The following is a 19,256-nucleotide window of genomic DNA, read 5'->3' as shown; positions in this document are numbered from 1 at the left end:
TCGTACGGGAACGGGTCAGGCTGTGCGGCGGATGAGGAGGACGTGGTCGGTGACCTCGGCGGTGCGGCCGCCCGGTCCGGTCGCGATCCGGCGGGGTGTGTCGGCGCGCTCGACCGTCCACGCCGCCGGGTCCAGTCCGATGCCGGCGGCGACCTCCTGCGGAGTCGGGTGGTGGACGTCGGGGTCCTGGTTCCATGACCACGGCATGGTCGAGCCGTGGTCGACGATCAACAGCCGCCCGCCCGGACGCAAGGCGTGCGCGGCTGTGCGCAGGACGGTCGCCCGGTCCACGTCGAACGGGGTGTGCAGGTAGTGGGCGCAGATCAGGTCGAACTCGCCCTGCGGGAAGGACTCGTGCAGGGCATGACGTTCGATCACGATCCGGTTGTCCAGACCGGATGAGCGGGCGAGGGCGGCAAGCCGCTCGACCGTGACGGCCGAGATGTCGACCGCGGTGACGCGCCACCCCTGGCGGGCCAGCCACAGCGCATCACCGCCGTCACCGCAGCCGAGGTCCAGCGCGTCACCAGGCGGCAGGCCGGCCACCGTCTCGGTGAGGCGGTCGTTGGGGCGCGGGTCGGTGGCGGCCGGCCGGGCCGCGTAGACGCCGTCCCAGAACGTGCTCATTTCGGTAGTGCTCATCGGAACTCCTCTGCTGGCGGGTGGCCGCGCTCATCGGAACCTTCGGAACTGGCCCAGGTCGGAACGCGCTCAGTCTCGCCAGACCCGTCCACATCGGCACGCTTTCTTGCGGTTCTGGCAAGATGGGCTCGTGGACGGGGGGACAGAGGAGGTGCTCGGCGCGGTCGGGCCGCGGCTGCGGGCGCTGCGCCGCGCGCGCGGGATCACGCTGGCCGATCTCGCGGCCACGACGGGGGTGTCGGAGAGCACGCTGTCGCGGCTGGAGAGCGGGCAGCGCCGGGCGACGCTGGAGTTGCTGCTGCCGCTGGCCCGCACCTACGACGTCCCGCTGGACGACCTCGTCGGCGCCCCGCGCACGGGCGACCCCCGGATCCACCTGAAGCCGATGCGGCGGCACGGGATGATCTTCGTTCCGCTGTCCCGGCGGCCCGGCAGCACGCAGGCGTTCAAGATGATCATCCCCGCCCGGCCGGACCCGCTCGAACCGACCCCGCAGACACACGAAGGCTTCGAGTGGCTGTACGTGCTCAGCGGCCGCCTGCGGCTGGTGCTCGGCGAGCGTGACCTGACGATGACGGCCGGCGAGATCGCCGAGTTCGACACGTCGCTGCCGCACTGGCTGGGGAGCGCGGACGGCGGCGCGGTCGAGCTGCTGATCCTGTTCGGCCTGCAAGGGGTACGCGCGCACGTACGCGCCCGCCCTCGACGGTCGTCCGACGAGGAGAGCTAGACGCGGCGGGGGCGACCGCCGGCGGCGAGGTCAGGCGGCCGGGTGGACGGTCGGTTCGTGGCGAACCGGGAAGTTGACCGAGGCGGCGATGTAGCAGGACTTGTGGGCGTCGGCGTGCAGGGCGAGGGCGGTCTCGGTCATCTCGGGCGTGGCCACCGTCACCACCGGGTGGAGCACCACCTCGGTGAAGTGGCCTCCGTCCGCGGTCTCGGCCATGGTGCCGGTCGCCGTGTCGGCGTACGCGGTGACGACCACCCCGGCCATGGCGCACTTGTGCAGGTACCAGAGCATGTGACACTGCGAGAGCGAGCCGAGCAGGAGCTGTTCGGGGTTCCAGCGCGCCGGGTCGCCGCGGAAGGCGGGGTCGGCGCTGCCCGGGATGGCGGGCGGGCCCTCGGCCGACAACTCGTGCTCGCGGCCGTAGTCGCGGTAGCCGCTGGTGCCCGTGCCCTTGTCGCCGGTCCAGGTCACGACGGTCTGGTACGTATGCTGGCGGCCCATCGACGATCTTCCTCACTGCCTGGGTCCCCTCCGGTGGGGGCTCCGGATCACGCTATCGAAACGGGCCGGGCATCCTCTCAACCGGGCATGGCGCCGTCAGTTGACCGGATCGTCGAGGACGATCACCGTCGTCTGCTCGCCGTCCAGCCGGTCGATCTCGATGCCGACCCCGGTGGCCGCCTCGATGAAGGCGAGCGCCGTGGCACGCCGGCGGGTGTCAGAGCCGGTGGCGGAGCCAGTCCAGGCCGGATTCGGCGTGGGTGACGATGGTGAAGTGGCTGTCGCCCGCGCAGAGGCGCAGTTCGGCGCTCGGGCAGTGGGCCGCCAGCCACTTCCCGTGAGTGGCGGGGATGATGCGGTCCTCGGTGCCGTGCAGGAGGAGCGTCGGGGCCTCGATGACGGCGGGGTCGCAGCCCCAGGCGTGGGTGTAGGAGACGTCGTCGTCGATCTGGCCGTACGGTCCGGCGTCGAGGGCGGGCTCCGAGACCTTTCCCAGCCATCCCCACGGCCCCTCGAACAGCCCCAGGTCCGCCTCGGTGAACTCGCAGTCGTAGGGGAACCCGGACGTCGCCAGCGCCGTGCGCACCTCCCGGCCCGCCGCCGCCGTGCCCAGCGCGGCCACCCCGGACGGGACCATCCCCGCGAACCAGTCGAGACCTTCCACGCCGTACGGGGCGATGCCGGCCAGGCTCAGCACCGCCTGGACGCGCCCGCCCAGCCAAGCGGCACATCCCAGGGCGAAAGTCCCGCCGCCCGAGTACCCGGCGACGGCGAACCGGCCGAGGCCGAGGGCGTCCGCGACCGCCGCGGTGTCGCGGGCGACCGAGGCCACGGTGCGGCCGGGGTCGGGGCTGGAGCCGCCGTAGCCCGGCCGGTCGAAGGACACCCAGCGCAAGCCGAGCCGGTCGGCCGCGGCGAAGAGCGGCTCCGGCGGCGCGCCCAGGTTCGGCGTGCCGTGGTGCCACACGACGGGCAGCCGTCCGTTCTCCCCGCTGTCGTAGACGTGCAGCGTGCGACCTGCGCCCACCGGGATGTCTCGTTCGATCATCTTCGGCACTTTATCTTCCGTACGGCGGGTGCGAGCTTCCCGCGAGGTGCCGCTCCCGCCGCCGGCACGACGTCTCGATCAAGGCGGCCAGGCCGGTCAGCGCTCCGGGGTGCGTTGCGCGATGGCGTGCTCGAGTCCGTCGAGGATGGCGTTCAGGCCGAACTCCCGGGTGGTGGCAGGCGAGGGGACGGCCTGAGTGGTGGCCAGCAGCGGGAACCGGTCGGCGTTGCGGAGCAACAGGTCGCGCATGACCGGGCCGGCCTCGCCCGCCGTCCAGACCTGGGTGCCGGGGCCGGCGGCCGCGTGGGTGGCCCGGATGTGGTTGGACACCAGCATGATCGCCTCAAGGCGTTCGCGTCCGGTCAGCGGGGTGCCGGCCAGGGCACCGAGGGCGCTCTCCGGCCAGGCGGTCTCGCGCGGGCCCATCACCCGGTCGCCCGCGGTGATGGACGGCAGCCAGGGATGCAGCCGCCAGGCGGCGGAAAGTTCGCGCGCGTACTCCTCCAGCTTGGCCCGCCACCCGGTCACCCCGCCCAGCTCGGGCGCCTCTCCGACGGCCGCCTCGATCATGACGGCGATGAGTTCGGCCTTGTCCTTGACGTAGCGGTACAGCGCCATCTTGGTGAAACCGAGTTCGGCCGCGATGCGCTGCATGGAGACCGCCTCCAGACCCTCGGCGTCGGCCACCTTGACCGCCGTGTCCGCCACCTGATCCAGGTCGAAGGCGGCCCTGGGGCCCCTGCTGGACGGTTTCCGCAACCCCCACAGCAGCTCGGCCACCGCTTTCCGATCCTCGTTCACCGGCATCGCCACACTCCCTCTTGCCATCCCCAGATAACTGTATCTACTATACACAGTGTCCGAGGGAAACAGTTTCCCTCGGAGAAGGAACCGGCACGTTCGTGCCACATGTCGCGCTGCCCTGGACGGATTCACGGCCGAGCCGGAACGTCCTGAGCACGGAGAAGGGAAAGGTCATGGGTGAGCTTCGCGTCCACAACTTCGCCATCTCGCTGGACGGCTTCGGCACCGGCGAGGGCCAGTCCGCCGACGCCGCGTTCGGCCACGCCGGGGAGCGCATCCACGACTGGATGTTCGCCACCCGTTACTGGCACGAGATGGGCGGCGTCCGGCGCGGGAGCGTCGGCGCCGACAACGCGTTCGCCACGATGCACAGCTCCGGCATCGGTGCCGAGATCATGGGCGCCGGCAAGTTCGGCCCGCCCGGCTGGCAGGACGATCCCGGCTACAAGGGCGCGTGGGGGCCGAACCCGCCCTTCCACACGCCGGTCTTCGTGCTCACCCACCGGCCGCGGCCCTCCGTCGAGATGGCCGGCGGCACCACGTTCCACTTCCTCGACGCCCCGCCCGCCGAGGCGCTCAAGATCGCCCTGGAGGCGGCCGGCGGCCAGGACGTACGCCTCGGCGGCGGTCCCTCCGTCATCCGCGACTTCGTCGCCGAAGGGCTGGTCGATCAGATGCACCTCGTCCAGGTCCCGATCCTGCTCGGACGCGGCGTCCGGCTCTGGGACGGCCTGGAGGCGCTGGAGGAGGCGTACCACATCGAGGCGGTCTCCACGCCCAGCGGCGTCACCCACCTGACGTTCACCGCCAAGAAGCGCTGACCACGGTCCCCGCTTCCCCTCACCTGCTCCACGCGCACGACGCCATCGCCCGGGTTGCCACGGGTGCCGCGAAGGCGGCCGGTGGACAGCCCGGCCTGGCCGCATCCCGACGGTGAAGGATCGCGGCCCCTTCGGACGATCGGGCGTCTCAGATTCGCCTTCGGACGGGCTGATGCCCCCGGCCACGGATCGGGCCGGCCCGCCGATGAATGTCGCCGTCATGCAACCGCGTCAGTTCGACGCGATGTCAAGACAGGAACCCACATGGGAACGATCAGCAGCTCCACGTTCGTCAGCCTGGACGGCGTGGTCAACCACATGGACAAGTGGCACTTCGACTACGTCGACGACGAGTCGGGCGCGCTGGCGCTGGAGCAACTCCAGGCCGCGGACGCGATGCTGATGGGCCGCAAGACCTACGAGGTGTACGCCGGCGCCTGGCCGGAACGGGATGACAAGTACGCGGACGCGATCAACGCCATCCCGAAGTACGTCGCCTCCACCACCCTCGGCGAGCCGGCCTGGCACAACACCAGCGTGCTCGGCGGAGACCTGATCGAGGCGGTCCGGGCACTGCGCGCCGAGGAGGGCAGGTCGATCCTGATGCACGGCTACGGCCCGGTGGCCAAGGCCCTGCTGCGGGCGGACCTGCTCGACGAGCTCCACCTGTGGGTGCACCCCCACCTGGCCGGGATCGGCGACGCGGACGATCTCCTCCTCCACCAGGGCCTCACCAAGAAGCTCGAACTGACCGCGACCCGCACGCTCGGCTCCGGCGTCATCGTCCTCACCTTCCGCAACCCCGGCGCGTGACCACCCCGAGCGAAGCCAGGCCGAACGCGACCATCCCGCACGAAGCCGGGCCGAGCATCACCGCCCCAACCGGAGCCACGCCCAACGAAGCCGGGCCGAACGAAGCCGGGCCGAGCGCCACCATCGCGAGCGGAGCCGGTTGGAAAGGAGCACGGCCATATGCCTGAGACGCCCCAACGAGAGGCGGGCGGCGGATTCACCGTGCGGCGCCGTCTGCACGCCGGCGCCGAGCGGGTCTTCGCGGCCTTCGTCGAGCCGGGCAAGCTCGAACAGTGGTTCGTCGTGCCCGGCCATCACACGCCCGCAGACCGGATGCGGGTCGACGCCCGGCCGGGCGGGCGGCTCGACGCGGTCATGATCTCGGACGCGGACGGCGCGGAGATCCCCTTCGGCTTCGTCTACGCCGACGTGGACCCGCCACGCCGGGTGGTCCTGCGCTTCCAGGAGCCGCGGGAACTGGTCACCGTGACCCTGTCCGACGCCCCCGGCGGCGTGGACCTCACCTACGAGTTCGTCTCCTGGCCGGGACCGGCCGACGAGAAGGCGTCCCAGCGCGGCGTCGACGACATGCTCGACCTCATCGCGGCGGGGATCCGGCAGGGCCGGATCTGACGCCCGACCGACCGCGACAACCTTCCCGAACGCCCGTGACGAGCGGGTAAGCCCGGATCACCCACCCGAGCCGGTGACTTCCATGGGCTCGGGGATGACGTCCACCAGCGCGCCGTTGCGGTGCACGGTGATCGGCAGCGGCCCGGTGTGGCGGGCCTGTTTGGGGGCGCGCGGCATCACCGCACGGACATGATCTTCGGGTGCGTCGGACCGGCCGGGCTCAAGCCGACGCCGGCGGTGCTGCGTTCAGAAGGAGACTGCCAAGGCCAGGGCCGTGGCGGCCTCGTGGCTGAGAACCATGACCAGCAGCGTTGCGACCAGCGTGGCGATGAGCAACCAGCTGACGACGATGATGACCGTCGAGCGGCGCGGCCGGTGCCTCGGCCCCGGCTGCCCCTTCGACCTCTCCTCGCTGCGACGAACCCGCTCGTTGAACGACTCGAGCCGGGCGACGAGTCGGGGATCGTCATCGACGAGGTGCTGCTCGATCTGGGCCAGCATTCGCTCCTCGTCCTGCGACCAGGCCATGGGTGCACCTCCGGAACGCAAGCTCTGTGGCGTCTTTCTGCCCAACCCTGAAGATCATTAGCCCCCGCCTGACCCAGTAATTGCCACCTCTTTTCGGTTTGCGATCATGCTCGAACCTTTGTTCTAATCATGGCATGCGCTGGGACAACCTGCGCCTGGCCGGGTCCGGCCGGGACGATCCGGCCGCGCCGCTCTTCGCCCGCGGCGCGGTGACCCGAACGTTCGACACGCCCGATTTCGCCGGGATGACCTTCTACGAGATCCGGGCCAGATCCATCATCAACCGCGTTCCCGAGGCCAGCCGGGTCCCGTTCGAGTACACGATCAACCCGTACCGCGGCTGCTCGCATAAGTGCATTTACTGTTTTGCCCGAAAAACGCACGAATATCTAGATTTGGATTCCGGAGCGGACTTCGACTCCAAGATCGTGGTCAAGGTCAACGCCGCCGAGCTGGCCCGCAAGGAGCTGGCCTCGCCGCGCTGGGGCGGTCACCACGTGGCCATGGGCACCAACGTCGACTGCTACCAGCGCGCCGAGGGGCGCTACCGGCTGATGCGCGGCATCCTGGCCGCGCTGCGCGACGCCGCCAACCCGTTCTCCATCCTCACCAAGGGCACGCTGATCCTGCGCGACCTCGACCTGCTGACCGAGGCCGCGGACGTGACCGACGTCAGCGCCGACGTCTCGGTCGGCTTCGTGGACCCGGAGATGTGGCGCGCCGTCGAGCCGGGCACCCCCAATCCGCGCCGCCGCCTGGAGACGTGCGCGTCGCTCAACGACAACGGCATCGCCTGCGGCGTCCTGATGGCCCCGATCCTCCCCTACCTGACCGACTCTCCCGCCCAGCTCGACCGCACGGTCAAGGAGATCGCCGAGGCGGGCGCCACCCACATCGCCCCGATAGTGCTGCACCTGCGTCCAGGGGCCAGGGAGTGGTGGCTCAGCTGGCTCTCGCGCGAGCACCCGCGCCTGGTGCCGCGCTATCTGGAGCTGTACGGGCGGGGCTCCTACGCGCCCAAGTCCTACCAGCAGCGAGTGACGGGCCTGGTCAGAGAGCTGGCCGAACGCCACGGGGCCGGCCGGGGCACCCCGGCGACGGCCCGCCGCGCCCCGTCCCCCCGCCCGGCGACCCCACCTGAGCCGGAGCAGTTGCGCCTGCTCTGATCCGCGACCCGAGACATCTCCGGCTCGGGGCTCCATCCGGCCACGCCCCTAGGCGCCCGGGCGCGGACTCGGGCGGGTGAGGACTCGGGCGGGTGAGGACTCGGGCGGGTGAGGACTCGGGCGGGTAAGGCCGCGCTGGGCCGCTTATTCGGGAGCCGGAAAGGTGGTATGTCGGGTTTCGTCGTTTGATGGGTATTAACGGCCGTGGTGCACCAATACGGGGCATCTCGTCCATTCGGGGGGAGAATTCCATGGCTGACACGAAGAAGAAACCCGCTTCCAAGTCCGGCAAGTCGAAGAAGCAGGCCATCAAGACCAGCCGGCAGGCCAAGGAGACGAAGCGGGACAGCCAGAAGCCGTCCGGCGAAGAGTGACCATCCGGGCAGCCCGCTGAGGCTGCCCGACCGGTGACCTGATCGGACGGCCGTGGCCGGCGGCCCGGCCGTCCGATCGACCGTGGAGCTGCTCCATGTCGGCTTACCTGCGCTTCCCGGCCGTCTTCCAGGACGTGGTGGTCTTCGCCGCCGAGGACGATCTGTGGATGGTCTCCGCCCTGGGCGGGCGGGCCTTCCGGCTGACCGCGGGGCTGGCCGAGGCCGGCTATCCGCGCATCTCGCCGCGCGGCGACCAGCTCGCGTTCGTGGGACGCGAGGAAGGCCCCGAAGAGGTGTACGTGATGCCGTCCGGCGGCGGCGCGGCCCGCCGGCTGACGTTCCACGGCGCCCGCTGCACGGTGACCGGCTGGGACCCGGAAGGCCGCATCCTGTACGCCAGCGACCAGTCGCAGCCGTTCGAGGGCCGCAAGTGGCTGCACCGGGTGACGCCGGGCGGGGTGCCGGAGCGGCTGCCGTACGGACCGGCGAACTCGATCGCGTACGGACCCGCAGGCATGATCGTGCTCGGCCGCAACACCGCGGACCCGGCCCGCTGGAAGCGCTACCGGGGTGGAACGGTCGGGGACCTGTGGATCGACCCGCGCGGCGACGGCGAGTTCAGGCGGCTGATCAGGCTGCCGGGCAACCTGGCCTCGCCCTGCTGGAGCGGCGGCCGGGTGTGTTTCATCTCCGACCACGAGGGCGTCGGCAACGTCTACTCCTGCGACCCGGGCGGCGGCGATCTGCGCCGGCTCACCCATCACGACGACTACTACGCCAGGAACCTGTCCGGCGACGGGCAGCGCCTGGTCTATCACGCGGGTGCGGAGCTGTTCCTGCTGGAGCCGGGCGAGCCGGCGCGGCGGCTGGAGGTGCGGCTGGCCAGCTCCAGGACGCAGCTCAACCGCAGGTTCGTCGAGGCCGCCGACTATCTCGACAGCGCCAGGCTCAGCCCGGACGGCAGCGCGCTGGCGATCACGGCGCGCGGCAAGGCGTACGCGATGGCGGACTGGGAGGGCCCCGTACGCCAGCACGGCCGTCCCGACGGCGTCCGCTACCGCTTCCTGACCTGGCTGAACGACGGCGTCCGGCTGATCGCGGCGGCCAGCGACGACGGCGACGAGGAGCGGCTGGTCGTCCTGGAGGGCGGCGAGGGCGGCCAGGGCACGGAGGTGGCCCGGCTGGGGCGGGTCAACGAGCTGGTCCCCGATCCCGCGCACGACCGGGTGGCGGTCGTCAACCACCGCGACGAGCTGCACGTGCTCGACCTGGCCACGGGCCGCTCGGAGCTGGTGGAGGCCAATCCGCACGGCCCGCCGGAGGATCCGGCGTGGTCGCACGACGGCGAGTGGCTGGCGTACGCGAGCCCGTCGAGCTCCCGGTCCACCGCGATCAAGCTGCACCATCCGGCGACCGGCCGCACGGTCCCGGCCAGCGAGCCGGCGCTCAAGGACTCGATGCCGGCCTTCGACCCGGAGGGCCGCTACCTGTACTTCATCGGCCAGCGCGTCTTCTCCCCCGTCTACGACCAGCTCCAGTTCGACCTGGGCTTCCCGCTGGGCACCCGCCCGTACGCGGTGGCGCTGCGCGCGGACGCGCCGGACCCGTTCGTGCCCCGGCCGCGCCCGCTGGAGGAGCCGAAGGACGACGACGAGGAGGGCGAGCCGGAGCCGCTGCGCGTGGACGTGGACGGGCTGGCCCGCAGGGTGACCGCGTTCCCGCTGCCCGAGGGCCGTTACGAGCGGGTGGCGGGGCTGAAGGGAAAGGCGCTGATCCTGACCAGCCCGCTCGAAGGGGACGACACGCTGCACCTGTTCGACTTCGCCAGCGGGCACAACGAGCTGTTCGCCGAGGACGTGGACGACTTCGAGCTCGGCCGCGACCACAAGACGCTGCTGTACCGGGCGGGGAGCCGGCTGCGGGTGGTCAAGGCGGGCGAGGTGCCCGGCGACGGGGAGAGTCCCGGGCGGGAGAGCGGCTGGATCGACCTGTCGCGGGTCAAGGTGTCGGTCTGCCCGGTGGTGGAGTGGCGGCAGATGTTCCGCGAGGCGTGGCGGCTGCAGCTGGAGAACTTCTGGACCGAGGACATGGCGGGCGTGGACTGGCCGGCCGTGTACGAGCGCTACCGTCCGCTGGTGGACCGCGTGACGACCCGTGGCGAGTTCTCCGACCTGCTGTGGGAGCTGCACGGGGAGCTGGCCACCAGCCACGCCTTCGAGAGCGGCGGCGAGTACCGGCCGGGACCCGACTACACGCAGGGCAAGCTGGGCGTTGACTGGCAGTATCGCGCCGGCGTCTACCGCATCGGCGCGCTCGTGACCGGCGACCCGTGGGACCCGAAGGCCACCTCCCCGCTGAACCGGCTCGGCCTCGACGTGCGTCCCGGTGACGCCGTGCTGGCCATCGACGGCGCGCCGATCGGGGCGGCGGCCACCCCGAACGAGCGGCTGGTCAACCAGGCGGGCGAGGAGGTGGAGCTGACACTGCGGCGCGGGAAACGGGTGTTCACGGTCACGGTACGCGCCCTCGCCGACGAACGACCGGCCCGCTACCGCGACTGGGTGAACCTCAACCGCGCCCGGTGCCACGAGCGCTCCGGCGGCCGGGTCGGCTATCTGCACGTGCCCGACATGGGGGCCGAGGGGTTCGGGGAGTTCCACCGGGGCTTCCTGGCCGAGTACGACCGGCACGCGCTGATCGTGGACGTGCGCTTCAACGGCGGCGGCCACGTCTCGGCGCTGCTGCTGGAGAAGCTGGCCAGGCGGCGGCTGGGCTACGACTATCCGCGGTGGGGCGATCCCGAGCCGTACCCGCCCGAGTCGCCGCGCGGCCCGATCGTGGCCGTCACGAACGAGTGGGCGGGCTCGGACGGCGACATCTTCAGCCACACCTTCAAGCTGCTCGGCCTCGGCCCGCTGGTCGGCAAGCGCACGTGGGGCGGCGTGATCGGCATCTGGCCGCGCCACCGGCTGGCCGACGGGACGGTCACCACGCAGCCGGAGTTCTCCTTCGCCTTCGACGACGTCGGCTGGCAGGTGGAGAACTACGGCACCGATCCCGACATCGAGGTGGACATCACCCCGCAGGACTATGCGAGGGGTGTGGACACGCAGCTGGAACGGGCGATCGACGTCGCGCTCGACCTGCTGGCCGACAATCCGCCGCATACTCCTGATCATCGGCACAGGCCGCGCATGCAACCTTAAGTATCCCCAGAGCGTCTAAAGATCATAGGTGGGGTAAGCGCACAGGGGATGAAAGCAAATGCGCTCCACCGACGAACAGGTATGAGGCCGGTGGTGAGGTGAGCCCTCCCCTCCGGCCACGTGTGTTGAGCCTTCTTCCGCGAAAAGGGGATCTGTTAAGTGCGCGCACTGGCACGCAAGGGCAAGTCGGCGATGGTCCGGCTCTATCGGGGGTACAACCGGCGCAAGAGACGCGAGGCGCCGCCGCCCTCGATCCGGCGGGTACGCATTTTACTGCTGCACGCCAACGGGATGGGGGGCACCATCCGCACCGTGTTCAACCTGGCCAGTTACCTGGCCGAGGAGCACGATGTGGAGATCGTCAGCGTGCTGAAGGAGGCGGAGGCGCCGTTCTTCCCCATCGATCCCCGGGTGAAGTTCCGTTTCCTGGACGATCGGCTCGATCCCGGCATCGACCCGGTGCGCGCGATGATGTCGAAGCTGCCGAGCCGGCTCATCCCCAAGGAGGAGTCGGCGTACCACAGGTTCAACCTCTGGACCGACCTCAAGCTGGCGCGTTACATCCGCTCGCTGGACACCGGCGTAATCATGGCCACCCGCCCGGGGCTCAATCTCGCGCTCGCCCAATTAGCCCAGCCCGGCGTGATCACGATCGGGCAGGAACATGTGGCGTTGCGTACTCAGGCCGAATCCATCCAGGAGCTGATCAAGTGGCGATACCGCCGCCTGGACGCCCTGGTCACTCTCACCAAGGCCGATCTGGCCGACTACCGCGAGACGCTGCCGAAGAAGCCGCGCAAGCTGATTCGCATCCCCAACGCCGTGCCGCCGATGACGGGCGAGGTGTCCAAGCTCGACGCCAAGGTGGCCGTCGCGGTCGGCCGGATGACCCGGATCAAGGGCTTCCACCGGCTGATCACCGCCTGGGAGACCGTCGCGGCCGCGCATCCTGACTGGAAGCTGCGCATCTTCGGCGCGGGGCCGCAGGAGGAGAACCTGGCCAGGCAGGTCGTCGAGGCGGGGCTCGAGGACAAGGTCGAACTGCCGGGGCCGACGACCGACGTGGGCGGGGAGCTGGAGAAGTCGTCCATCTTCGTGCTCAGCTCGCGGCACGAGGGCTTCCCCATGACGATCCTGGAGGCCATGGCGAAGGGGCTGGCCATCGTCAGCTTCAACAGCCCGCACGGGCCCAAGGAAATGATCAAAAACGGGGTGGACGGGCTGCTGGTCAAGCCCCGTACCAACGCCAACCTCGCCGCCGCGATCATCCGCGTGATCGAGGACGAGCAGTTGCGCCGGGACCTCGCGGCGCGCGCGCAGGAGACGGCGCACAAGTACGATCCCGACGTCGTCGGGAAGAAGTGGGACGCGCTGCTGGAGGAACTGCTGGCGCGGCGCGACGGCTCGTGGGCCGCGGCGCGCAAGAACGCGGATCCGGCCCAGGCGTCCTCCCGGCAGGAACAGGCCGCGGCGTCCCCCGCGCGGGAACAGTCCCCGGCCCAGACGTCCCCCGCGCAGGAACAGTCCCCCGCCCAGGAACAGTCCCCCGCCCAGGAACAGTCCTCCGCGCAGGAATCGTCCCGGGCTCAGGAGCAGCTCGCGCCTCCGTGCCCGTGACGAGTGGGTAGGCCCGGATCACACGCCCGAGCCGGTGAGTTCCACCGGCTCGGCGATGACGTCCACCAGCGCGCCGTTGCGGTGCACGGTGATCGGCAGCGGCCGTCCGATCGCGTCGGCGAACATCAGCCGCTGCAGGCTCTGCGCGTCACCCACCGGGGTACGCCCGGCGCTCAGCACCAGGTCGCCGGCGCGCAGCCCGGCCCGGTGCGCGGGCGAACCCGGCACCACCTCGACCACGCGCAGGGCGCCGTTCTGCCCGGTGCTCTCGCGCAGGTGCTCGGGCAGCGGCGCGGGGGAGGTCACCAGGCCGAGGAACGCCCGCCTGACCCGGCCGTCCCTGATCAGCGCGGCGATGATGGAGCGGGTCGTGGCGTTCATCGGCACGGCCAGCCCGACCCCGATCCCGGCCACGGCGGTGTTGATGCCGACCACCCGCGCCCGCGCGTCGGCCAGCGCTCCGCCGGAGTTGCCCGGGTTGAGCGCGGCGTCGGTCTGGATGACGTCCTCGATCAGGCGGGTGGCGGAGCCGCTGCGCGCGGGCAGCGACCGCCCCAGCCCGGACACCACCCCGGCCGTCACCGAGCCGGTCAGCCCGAGCGGGTTGCCCACGGCCACCACGAGCTGGCCGACCACCAGCCCGTCGCTGTCGCCGAGCTCGGCGGGCGGCGGCGTGGCGGTGCGCGCCCTGATCACGGCGAGGTCGGACAGCGGGTCGCGCCCGACCACCTCGAAGTCGCCGGACACGCCGTCGGCGAACGCGACGGTCCCGGTCCTGGAGTAGCCGACCACGTGGGCGTTGGTCAGCAGGAACCCGTCGCCGGTGAACACCACGGCGGAACCGCTGCCCCGCCCGGCCCGCACGCTGGCCACCCTGGGCAGCAGCTCGGCGGCCACGGAAGACACGACCTGGGAGTAGGCGTCGAGGGGATCGGCCACCGTGACCTCCAATATGATTACTGGATTACACGGTAACTCTCCCGGTCAGAACCTGAGCGAGCTCCGTTCAAAGGGAGGTCCGTTCAGAGCGGGTCCGTTCAAAAGGGCGACCGTTCAAAGGGGGACCGTTCAGAGCGGGGGCCGTTCAGAGCAGGGCCTGGGCGAGGGCGGCGCCGCAGAAGGCCGCGCCGAGCCCGGCCACCACGCTGGCCACCGCGTTGGCGACCGCGTGGAAGCGCGCCCCTTCCTCCATCAGCCGCACCGTCTCGTACCCCAGCGTCGAGTACGTCGTCAGCGCCCCGCAGAACCCCGTGCCCGCCAGCGCCATCACCCCGTCACCCAGCGGCAGTGCCGCCAGGAACCCCAGCACCGCCGACCCGCTCACGTTCACGGCGAGGGTCCCCCAGGGGAAGACCGTGTCGTGCCGCGCCTGCACCGCCCGGTCCGCCACGTACCGCAGCGGCGCTCCGACCGCGGCTCCCAGCACGATCAGCACGAGCGTCATCGGGCACCGTTCCCGGGTACGAGGCCGGCGGCGCGGCGGGTCAGCCACATGCCGGCCGCCACCGCGGCCACCGCCGCCGCCATCGTGGCCACCAGGTAGGCCAGGCCGGTGAGCGGCGCGCCCGCCTCGACCGCCCGCCGCACGTCCACCGCGTACGTCGAGAACGTCGTGTACCCGCCCAGCACCCCCACCCCGAGGAACGGCCGCACCAGGCGGTGGGCCGGGCGGACCTCCGTGATCAGCACCATGAGCACCCCGATGAGCAGGCAGCCGGACACGTTGACCAGGAACGTCGCCCACGGGAAGCCGGCCGGGCCGGTGGGCAGCGCGGTCTGGACGGCATGGCGGGCCAGCGCCCCGAGCGCGCCGCCGGGGGCGATCACGGCGAGCACCGGCAAGAGCGGCTCGGCCCGCTGCGCCGGAACGTGAAGATCGACATCGGGGTCGACAGGACGATCAGTCACACGACGCAGGCTACCGCCGCCGCTGCGGACGCCCTCCCCCAGCCCCGTCCGCCACCTCCCCCGACGCACTCCACCGACGCACTCCCCCGGCCTCTCCACCGCCCCTCCGGACGCACTCCCCCGCCCCATCCGCTCGTCGCGGTGAGATGATCAGTCACACAACCCTTCCCGTGTCAAAAGCGCCGATGCCGGGAATTTCTCTAGACAACCTGGAGCTCACGGAGGTCTGCTTGAGCACCAAGGACGCGGTCGCCGTCCTCGCCGGAGCCATCGTCATCGTCTCGTTCATCGGCACTGCCAAGACCCCGCCGGCCACCGCGGCCAGCCCCCTGGGCAACATCAGCGGCACGCTGCCGGGTCTGGCCCCCCTCACCTCCCCCGACGACAGGCGCGAGGCCCGTGGCCTCATCAAACGCCTGCGCGTCAAAGATTTCGGCCCCAACACCGGATACCAGCGCACCCGGTACGGCGGCAACTGGGCCGACGACGCCACCGGGGTGCCGTACGCGCGCAACGGCTGCCGTACCCGGGACGACCTGCTGGCCCGCGACGGCCGGAACGTGAAGTACCGCAAGGGGTCGAGCTGCGAGGTCGTCTCGATGGAGCTGACCGACCCCTACACCGGGCGGCTCATCCACTGGCACAAGGACAACGCCGCCGAGGTGCAGGTCGACCATGTGGTGCCACTCAACTACGGGTGGCGCATGGGGTCGCGGCGCTGGTCGATGACGAAGCGGCTGGACTTCGCCAACGACCCGCTCAACCTGCTGCCCGTGGACGGCGAGGCGAACGAGCACAAGGACGCCTCGGGGCCGTCGGGCTGGCTGCCCCCGCGCCGGGGCATCAGGTGCGCGTACGTCACCCGGTTCGCGCAGGTGGCGCTCAAGTACGACGTCCCCGTCACCCCGGCCGACAAGAAGACCATGCTGGCCCAGTGCCGCTGAGCCGCCGCGGCTATCGCGGGTCGATCCAGTCGAAGCCGCGCCGGAAGGTCTGCTCCGCCAGCACCCGCTGCCCGGCCGTGTTGGGGTGGAAGTAGTCCCACTTGCTGACCTGGTCGAGGGTGAAGGGGTAGGCGAAGACCGCTCCCCCGTCGGTGCGGCAGGCGGGCCCGTACGCGGCACACGCCCCGGCCGCCGCCCGGTTGTAGTCGATCACGCGGGCCCGGACCCTGGCCCGGCGCTCGGTGTCGGCTCTACGGGTGGAGGTGGGCCGGACCAGCAGGCTCTGGCAGATGCGGCCGACCTGCCAGAACGTACGGGCCAGCGGGTTGTTGCGCCCGGCCTGCCACAACCGCCGCACGTCGGGGATGCTGGCCACGAACACCCTGGCCCGCGGCAGCCCCGCGCGCAGCTCGGCCAGGGCGGTGTCCAGCCGGCGCCGGTAGGTGGCCACCGGGGTCATCGCCTGCTCGGTGCGGGCGCAGGCGTCGACCGCGCCGATGAGGATCGTGACGTAGTCGGCCTTGGCGGCCACCGCCTTGCGTACCTGGCCGAGCAGGTCGGCGCTGGTGGAACCGGGGACGGCGAAGGTGAGATTGTGTTTCTGGAGCGTTCCAGACAGCTTCGACAGGCGCAGGTAGTGGCTGGAGACGGCGGCGTGGTCGCCGGTGGACCAGGAGCGGGCGGTGCAGGAGACGTACCAGCCGCAGGCGTTGAAGCCGGCCGAGATGGAGTCGCCGAGCGCGGCCATGATCTCGGGGACGGGCTCCGCCGGAGCGGCGGCGTGGGCCGGGACCGAGGCGGTGAGGACGACGGCGGCGGCCAGCGCGGGCCCGAGGCGAACGATCATGGCCACCAAGGTAGATAGCCGATCACCCCGCCACTATGGCTACACGGCAAGGTCCGCCAGTTCAGGACCGACTTCATATCCCCGCTTGACAGGCCATAGGCGATCTGGTGATACCCAATACCTAACGGCATCCCGCTTTTTCCTGGTTCGTTGCCCGTAACCTCGCATTCACGGGGGTCCGAGTCGAACGTGTTCAGTTCCCGCATAGAGTGTCTTGGGTGAGTGTCGCGCTCGGAACAACCCGCCCGCTGCCGGTTCGCACCACCCTTGTCGGCGACCCCGGTGACCTGCTGGCCTCCCTCCCCAGGACGGCCCCCTACGCCTGGATCAGGAACGGCGAGGGCCTGGTCGGATGGGGTGAGGCCGCCCGCGTGACCGTGCCTCCCGGCCCTGGCCGGTTCGCCTGGGCCCGCCGGTGGCTGGCCGGCGTCCTCGGTGAGGCGCACGTCGACGACGCCGTGGGCGCGCCCGGCTCCGGCGCGGTCGCCTTCGGCAGCTTCACCTTCGACGAGGACGCCCACGGCTCCGTCCTCGTGGTCCCGCGCGCCGTGCTGGCCCGCCGTGACGGCCAGGCCTGGCTGACCACCATCGGGGACGCCCCGCTGGAGTCGTTCACGCCGATCCGCGACCCGGGCCGGATCAGCTACGGCGACGGCAGCCTGAGCGCGCCCGAGTGGGAGCACGTCGTGGCCCGCGCCGCCAAGCGCATCCGCGAGGGCGAGCTGGAGAAGGTGGTGCTGGCCCGCGACCTGGTCGCCACCGCCGAGCGGCCGATCGACGTGCGGCTGCTGCTGACCCGCCTGGTCCGTCGCTATCCCGAGTGCTACACGTTCTCGGTCGCGGGGCTGGTCGGGGCCACGCCCGAGCTGCTGATCCGGCGTACGGGGCAGGAGATCGAGTCGCTGGTGCTGGCCGGGACGACGCCGCGCGGCACCGGCGCGGCCGACGACCTCGCCCGCGGGAAGGCGCTGCTGGCCTCGACGAAGGACCGGCACGAGCACGAGTGCGCGATCGCCTCCGTACGCCAGACGCTGTCGCCCCTGTGCTCCTCGCTGACCACGCCCGACGAGCCCGAACTGCTGGTCCTGCCGAACGTGCAGCACCTGGCCAGCCACGTCACGGGACGGCTGGCCGACGGGGCGTCGGTCCTGGACGTGGTGGCGGCCATGCACCCGACGGCGGCCGTCGGCGGCACCCCGACCCCCACGGCGATCGAGGTGATCCGCGAGCTGGAGGGCATGGACCGGGCCGGTTACGCCGGTCCCGTGGGCTGGATCGACGCCAGGGGCGACGGCGAGTGGGGCATCGCGCTGCGTTCGGGCCTGGTCGAGGGGCGGCGGGCCCGGCTGTTCGCGGGGGGCGGCATCATGGGCGACTCCGATCCGGCGGCCGAGCTGGCCGAGGCGCAGGCGAAGTTCCGGGTCATGCAGTACGCCCTGGAGGGCTGAGCCGGGCGGGCCCGTGATCAAGCGGGCCCCTGACGAGGCAGGCCCGTGATCAAGCAGGCCCCTGACGAGGCAGGCCCGTGATCAAGCAGGCCCCTGATCAGCAGGTCAGGCAGGTCAGGCGGGTACGTGGAGGTCGGCGCCCGGCGTGACGCGGGCCCGGCCGGCCGTCAGCGTGGCCACCCAGTCGGCGAACGCCGCGACCTCGTCCAGCCCCACCGCCACCGCGAAGGTGACCTCCCCCGCGTACGTCACCTCGCGCACCGCGTGGCGGGAGGCGCGCAGGTCGTTCTCCACCCGCCCGGCCTGGTCGTGCGCGACCGCGACGTGCACGAGCCTGGCCGGCACCATCCGGACGGGCTCGGCCCGGTCGAGCGTCTCGGTCACCGCCCCGCCGTAGGCGCGCACCAGCCCGCCCGCGCCCAGCAGGGTGCCGCCGAAGTAGCGCGTCACCACCGCCACCACGTCGCTGAACCCCCGGCCGACCAGCGCCTGCACCATGGGCGTGCCCGCCGTGCCGCCGGGCTCGCCGTCGTCGTCGCCCTTCTGGACACGCTCGCCGATCACGTACGCGGTGCAGTTGTGGGTGGCGCCGGCGTGCTCGGCGCGGCGGGCGGCGATGAAGGCCGCCGCCTCCTCGACCGTGCGGGCCGGGGCCACGGCGCAGATGAAGCGCGAGCGCCGCGCCTCGGTCTCGTGCTCGACGACAGTCGTGAGTGTGAGGTACGGGGCAGACACATTCGACAGGGTATGCCGTTGCCGGGGGCACTCCGGGAGCTAGCATGCCGACTATCCATCAGGACCTTTAGGGAGGGTCTCATGGAAACGGCGCATAATGTCATGCCCTATGTCATGGCGGCGATCGACGCCTTCGGCACGGGTGTGCTGGCCAAGACCGGCGAGCTGGCCGCCGACACACCCGCCGCCCGCGGCTCGCGCATCCTGCAGCGGGTGTTCGGGCGCGGCGACGCCCGGGCCAGAGACCTGATCGATCGGGTGGCGGGTGCCAAGCCGGACGACGAGGCCGGGCCGACGGCGTTGCGGCTGGCGATCGAGGAGGCGTTCCAGGCGGATCCTCTCCTGCGGCGCGAGGTCGCGGCGATGCTGCCCCGGGAGGGGGATGACGCCCGGTTCGCGGCGTCGTACTGACTCCTGCGACCGGCCCCTGTGATCGGCCCCTGCGACCGGCACTGCGGGGCGGGTCGCGTTGTGCGGGACGCACAGCGGGGCCCGATCGGGTGCGGCATACG

21 protein-coding genes are annotated in these 19,256 nt (G+C 71.5%); 11 read left to right on the top strand and 10 right to left on the bottom strand.

Going from position 1 to position 19,256, the window contains the following annotated elements:
- Positions 1-15: 15 nt before the first annotated feature.
- A complete protein-coding gene (locus OIE67_RS15140) occupies positions 16-642 on the bottom strand; it encodes a class I SAM-dependent methyltransferase (protein ID WP_326640684.1) in 627 nt (208 codons plus the stop codon).
- A 130-nt stretch (positions 643-772) separates the two neighbouring features.
- Here OIE67_RS15140 and OIE67_RS15135 point away from each other — a divergent pair, with 130 nt between their 5' ends.
- On the top strand, positions 773-1,372 hold the full coding sequence (locus tag OIE67_RS15135; protein WP_326640682.1) for a helix-turn-helix domain-containing protein: 600 nt from the start codon (positions 773-775) through the stop codon (positions 1,370-1,372).
- A gap of 30 nt (positions 1,373-1,402) precedes the next feature.
- On the opposite strand, the gene OIE67_RS15130 is transcribed toward OIE67_RS15135, so the two are convergent.
- The 3 genes from OIE67_RS15130 to OIE67_RS15120 all read right to left on the bottom strand — a co-directional run bounded on the left by OIE67_RS15130 (position 1,403) and on the right by OIE67_RS15120 (position 3,728).
- Positions 1,403-1,873: an OsmC family protein gene (locus OIE67_RS15130; protein WP_326640680.1), complete on the bottom strand. Its 471-nt coding sequence runs from the start codon at positions 1,871-1,873 to the stop codon at positions 1,403-1,405.
- Positions 1,874-2,090: 217 nt separating this feature from the next.
- Positions 2,091-2,921: an alpha/beta fold hydrolase gene (locus tag OIE67_RS15125; protein ID WP_326640678.1), complete on the bottom strand. Its 831-nt coding sequence runs from the start codon at positions 2,919-2,921 to the stop codon at positions 2,091-2,093.
- 96 nt (positions 2,922-3,017) lie between these two features.
- A complete protein-coding gene (locus OIE67_RS15120) occupies positions 3,018-3,728 on the bottom strand; it encodes a TetR/AcrR family transcriptional regulator (RefSeq protein ID WP_326640675.1) in 711 nt (236 codons plus the stop codon).
- A 170-nt stretch (positions 3,729-3,898) separates the two neighbouring features.
- On the opposite strand from OIE67_RS15120, the gene OIE67_RS15115 reads away from it, so the two are divergent.
- From OIE67_RS15115 to OIE67_RS15105, 3 genes are all read left to right on the top strand, one after another.
- Entirely contained in the window at positions 3,899-4,546 is a 648-nt protein-coding gene (locus tag OIE67_RS15115; protein WP_106251876.1) for a dihydrofolate reductase family protein, read from the top strand.
- 264 nt (positions 4,547-4,810) lie between these two features.
- Positions 4,811-5,359 carry a dihydrofolate reductase family protein gene (locus OIE67_RS15110; RefSeq protein WP_326640672.1) on the top strand — a complete coding sequence of 183 codons (549 nt, stop codon included), beginning with the start codon at positions 4,811-4,813 and terminating at the stop codon, positions 5,357-5,359.
- Between the two features lie 159 nt (positions 5,360-5,518).
- Positions 5,519-5,971 (top strand): SRPBCC family protein, encoded by a 453-nt coding sequence (locus tag OIE67_RS15105; protein ID WP_326640670.1) that lies wholly within the window; start codon positions 5,519-5,521, stop codon positions 5,969-5,971.
- A 246-nt stretch (positions 5,972-6,217) separates the two neighbouring features.
- Here the strand turns inward: OIE67_RS15105 and OIE67_RS15100 are convergent, their stop codons facing one another.
- Positions 6,218-6,499 (bottom strand): DUF3040 domain-containing protein, encoded by a 282-nt coding sequence (locus OIE67_RS15100; protein ID WP_106251881.1) that lies wholly within the window; start codon positions 6,497-6,499, stop codon positions 6,218-6,220.
- A 134-nt stretch (positions 6,500-6,633) separates the two neighbouring features.
- On the opposite strand from OIE67_RS15100, the gene OIE67_RS15095 reads away from it, so the two are divergent.
- From OIE67_RS15095 to OIE67_RS15080, 4 genes are all read left to right on the top strand, one after another.
- Entirely contained in the window at positions 6,634-7,665 is a 1,032-nt protein-coding gene (locus OIE67_RS15095; RefSeq protein ID WP_326640667.1) for an Rv2578c family radical SAM protein, read from the top strand.
- 251 nt (positions 7,666-7,916) lie between these two features.
- Complete coding sequence (locus OIE67_RS15090; protein ID WP_281262673.1) at positions 7,917-8,039, top strand: hypothetical protein; 123 nt, start codon at positions 7,917-7,919, stop codon at positions 8,037-8,039.
- Positions 8,040-8,134: 95 nt separating this feature from the next.
- Positions 8,135-11,245 carry a S41 family peptidase gene (locus OIE67_RS15085; RefSeq protein WP_326640664.1) on the top strand — a complete coding sequence of 1,037 codons (3,111 nt, stop codon included), beginning with the start codon at positions 8,135-8,137 and terminating at the stop codon, positions 11,243-11,245.
- A gap of 159 nt (positions 11,246-11,404) precedes the next feature.
- Positions 11,405-12,862, top strand: coding sequence for a glycosyltransferase family 4 protein (locus tag OIE67_RS15080; protein WP_326640662.1), 1,458 nt, complete (start codon positions 11,405-11,407; stop codon positions 12,860-12,862).
- An 18-nt stretch (positions 12,863-12,880) separates the two neighbouring features.
- Here OIE67_RS15080 and OIE67_RS15075 read toward each other — a convergent pair whose 3' ends face one another.
- The 3 genes from OIE67_RS15075 to crcB (OIE67_RS15065) all read right to left on the bottom strand — a co-directional run bounded on the left by OIE67_RS15075 (position 12,881) and on the right by crcB (OIE67_RS15065) (position 14,770).
- Positions 12,881-13,801: a S1C family serine protease gene (locus tag OIE67_RS15075; RefSeq protein WP_326640661.1), complete on the bottom strand. Its 921-nt coding sequence runs from the start codon at positions 13,799-13,801 to the stop codon at positions 12,881-12,883.
- Positions 13,802-13,946: 145 nt separating this feature from the next.
- The gene (crcB, locus tag OIE67_RS15070) at positions 13,947-14,306 is read right to left on the bottom strand and encodes a fluoride efflux transporter CrcB (RefSeq protein WP_106251885.1); all 360 of its coding nucleotides are present in this window, start codon (positions 14,304-14,306) and stop codon (positions 13,947-13,949) included.
- Positions 14,303-14,770 (bottom strand): fluoride efflux transporter CrcB, encoded by a 468-nt coding sequence (gene crcB / locus OIE67_RS15065; RefSeq protein WP_326640658.1) that lies wholly within the window; start codon positions 14,768-14,770, stop codon positions 14,303-14,305. Before crcB (OIE67_RS15065) ends, crcB (OIE67_RS15070) begins: the two co-directional genes overlap by 4 nt.
- Positions 14,771-15,000: 230 nt before the next feature.
- On the opposite strand from crcB (OIE67_RS15065), the gene OIE67_RS15060 reads away from it, so the two are divergent.
- Positions 15,001-15,714, top strand: a complete 714-nt coding sequence (locus tag OIE67_RS15060; protein ID WP_326640656.1) for an HNH endonuclease family protein — start codon at positions 15,001-15,003, stop codon at positions 15,712-15,714.
- A 10-nt stretch (positions 15,715-15,724) separates the two neighbouring features.
- Here the strand turns inward: OIE67_RS15060 and OIE67_RS15055 are convergent, their stop codons facing one another.
- On the bottom strand, positions 15,725-16,561 hold the full coding sequence (locus OIE67_RS15055; RefSeq protein ID WP_326640654.1) for a GDSL-type esterase/lipase family protein: 837 nt from the start codon (positions 16,559-16,561) through the stop codon (positions 15,725-15,727).
- Between the two features lie 218 nt (positions 16,562-16,779).
- On the opposite strand from OIE67_RS15055, the gene OIE67_RS15050 reads away from it, so the two are divergent.
- Positions 16,780-18,009, top strand: coding sequence for an isochorismate synthase (locus tag OIE67_RS15050; RefSeq protein WP_326640652.1), 1,230 nt, complete (start codon positions 16,780-16,782; stop codon positions 18,007-18,009).
- 114 nt (positions 18,010-18,123) lie between these two features.
- Here the strand turns inward: OIE67_RS15050 and OIE67_RS15045 are convergent, their stop codons facing one another.
- Positions 18,124-18,744, bottom strand: coding sequence for a YigZ family protein (locus tag OIE67_RS15045; protein WP_326640650.1), 621 nt, complete (start codon positions 18,742-18,744; stop codon positions 18,124-18,126).
- An 81-nt stretch (positions 18,745-18,825) separates the two neighbouring features.
- Between OIE67_RS15045 and OIE67_RS15040 the strand changes: the two genes are divergently transcribed.
- Positions 18,826-19,155 carry a hypothetical protein gene (locus tag OIE67_RS15040; RefSeq protein WP_326640648.1) on the top strand — a complete coding sequence of 110 codons (330 nt, stop codon included), beginning with the start codon at positions 18,826-18,828 and terminating at the stop codon, positions 19,153-19,155.
- Positions 19,156-19,256: the final 101 nt, after the last annotated feature.

Source organism: Nonomuraea fuscirosea (genome assembly GCF_035917475.1).
In the GTDB taxonomy this organism is placed as follows: Bacteria; Actinomycetota; Actinomycetes; order Streptosporangiales; family Streptosporangiaceae; genus Nonomuraea; species Nonomuraea fuscirosea.
The sequence above is the reverse complement of the archived record's forward strand: the minus strand, read 5'-3'. Positions and strand labels throughout refer to the sequence as shown.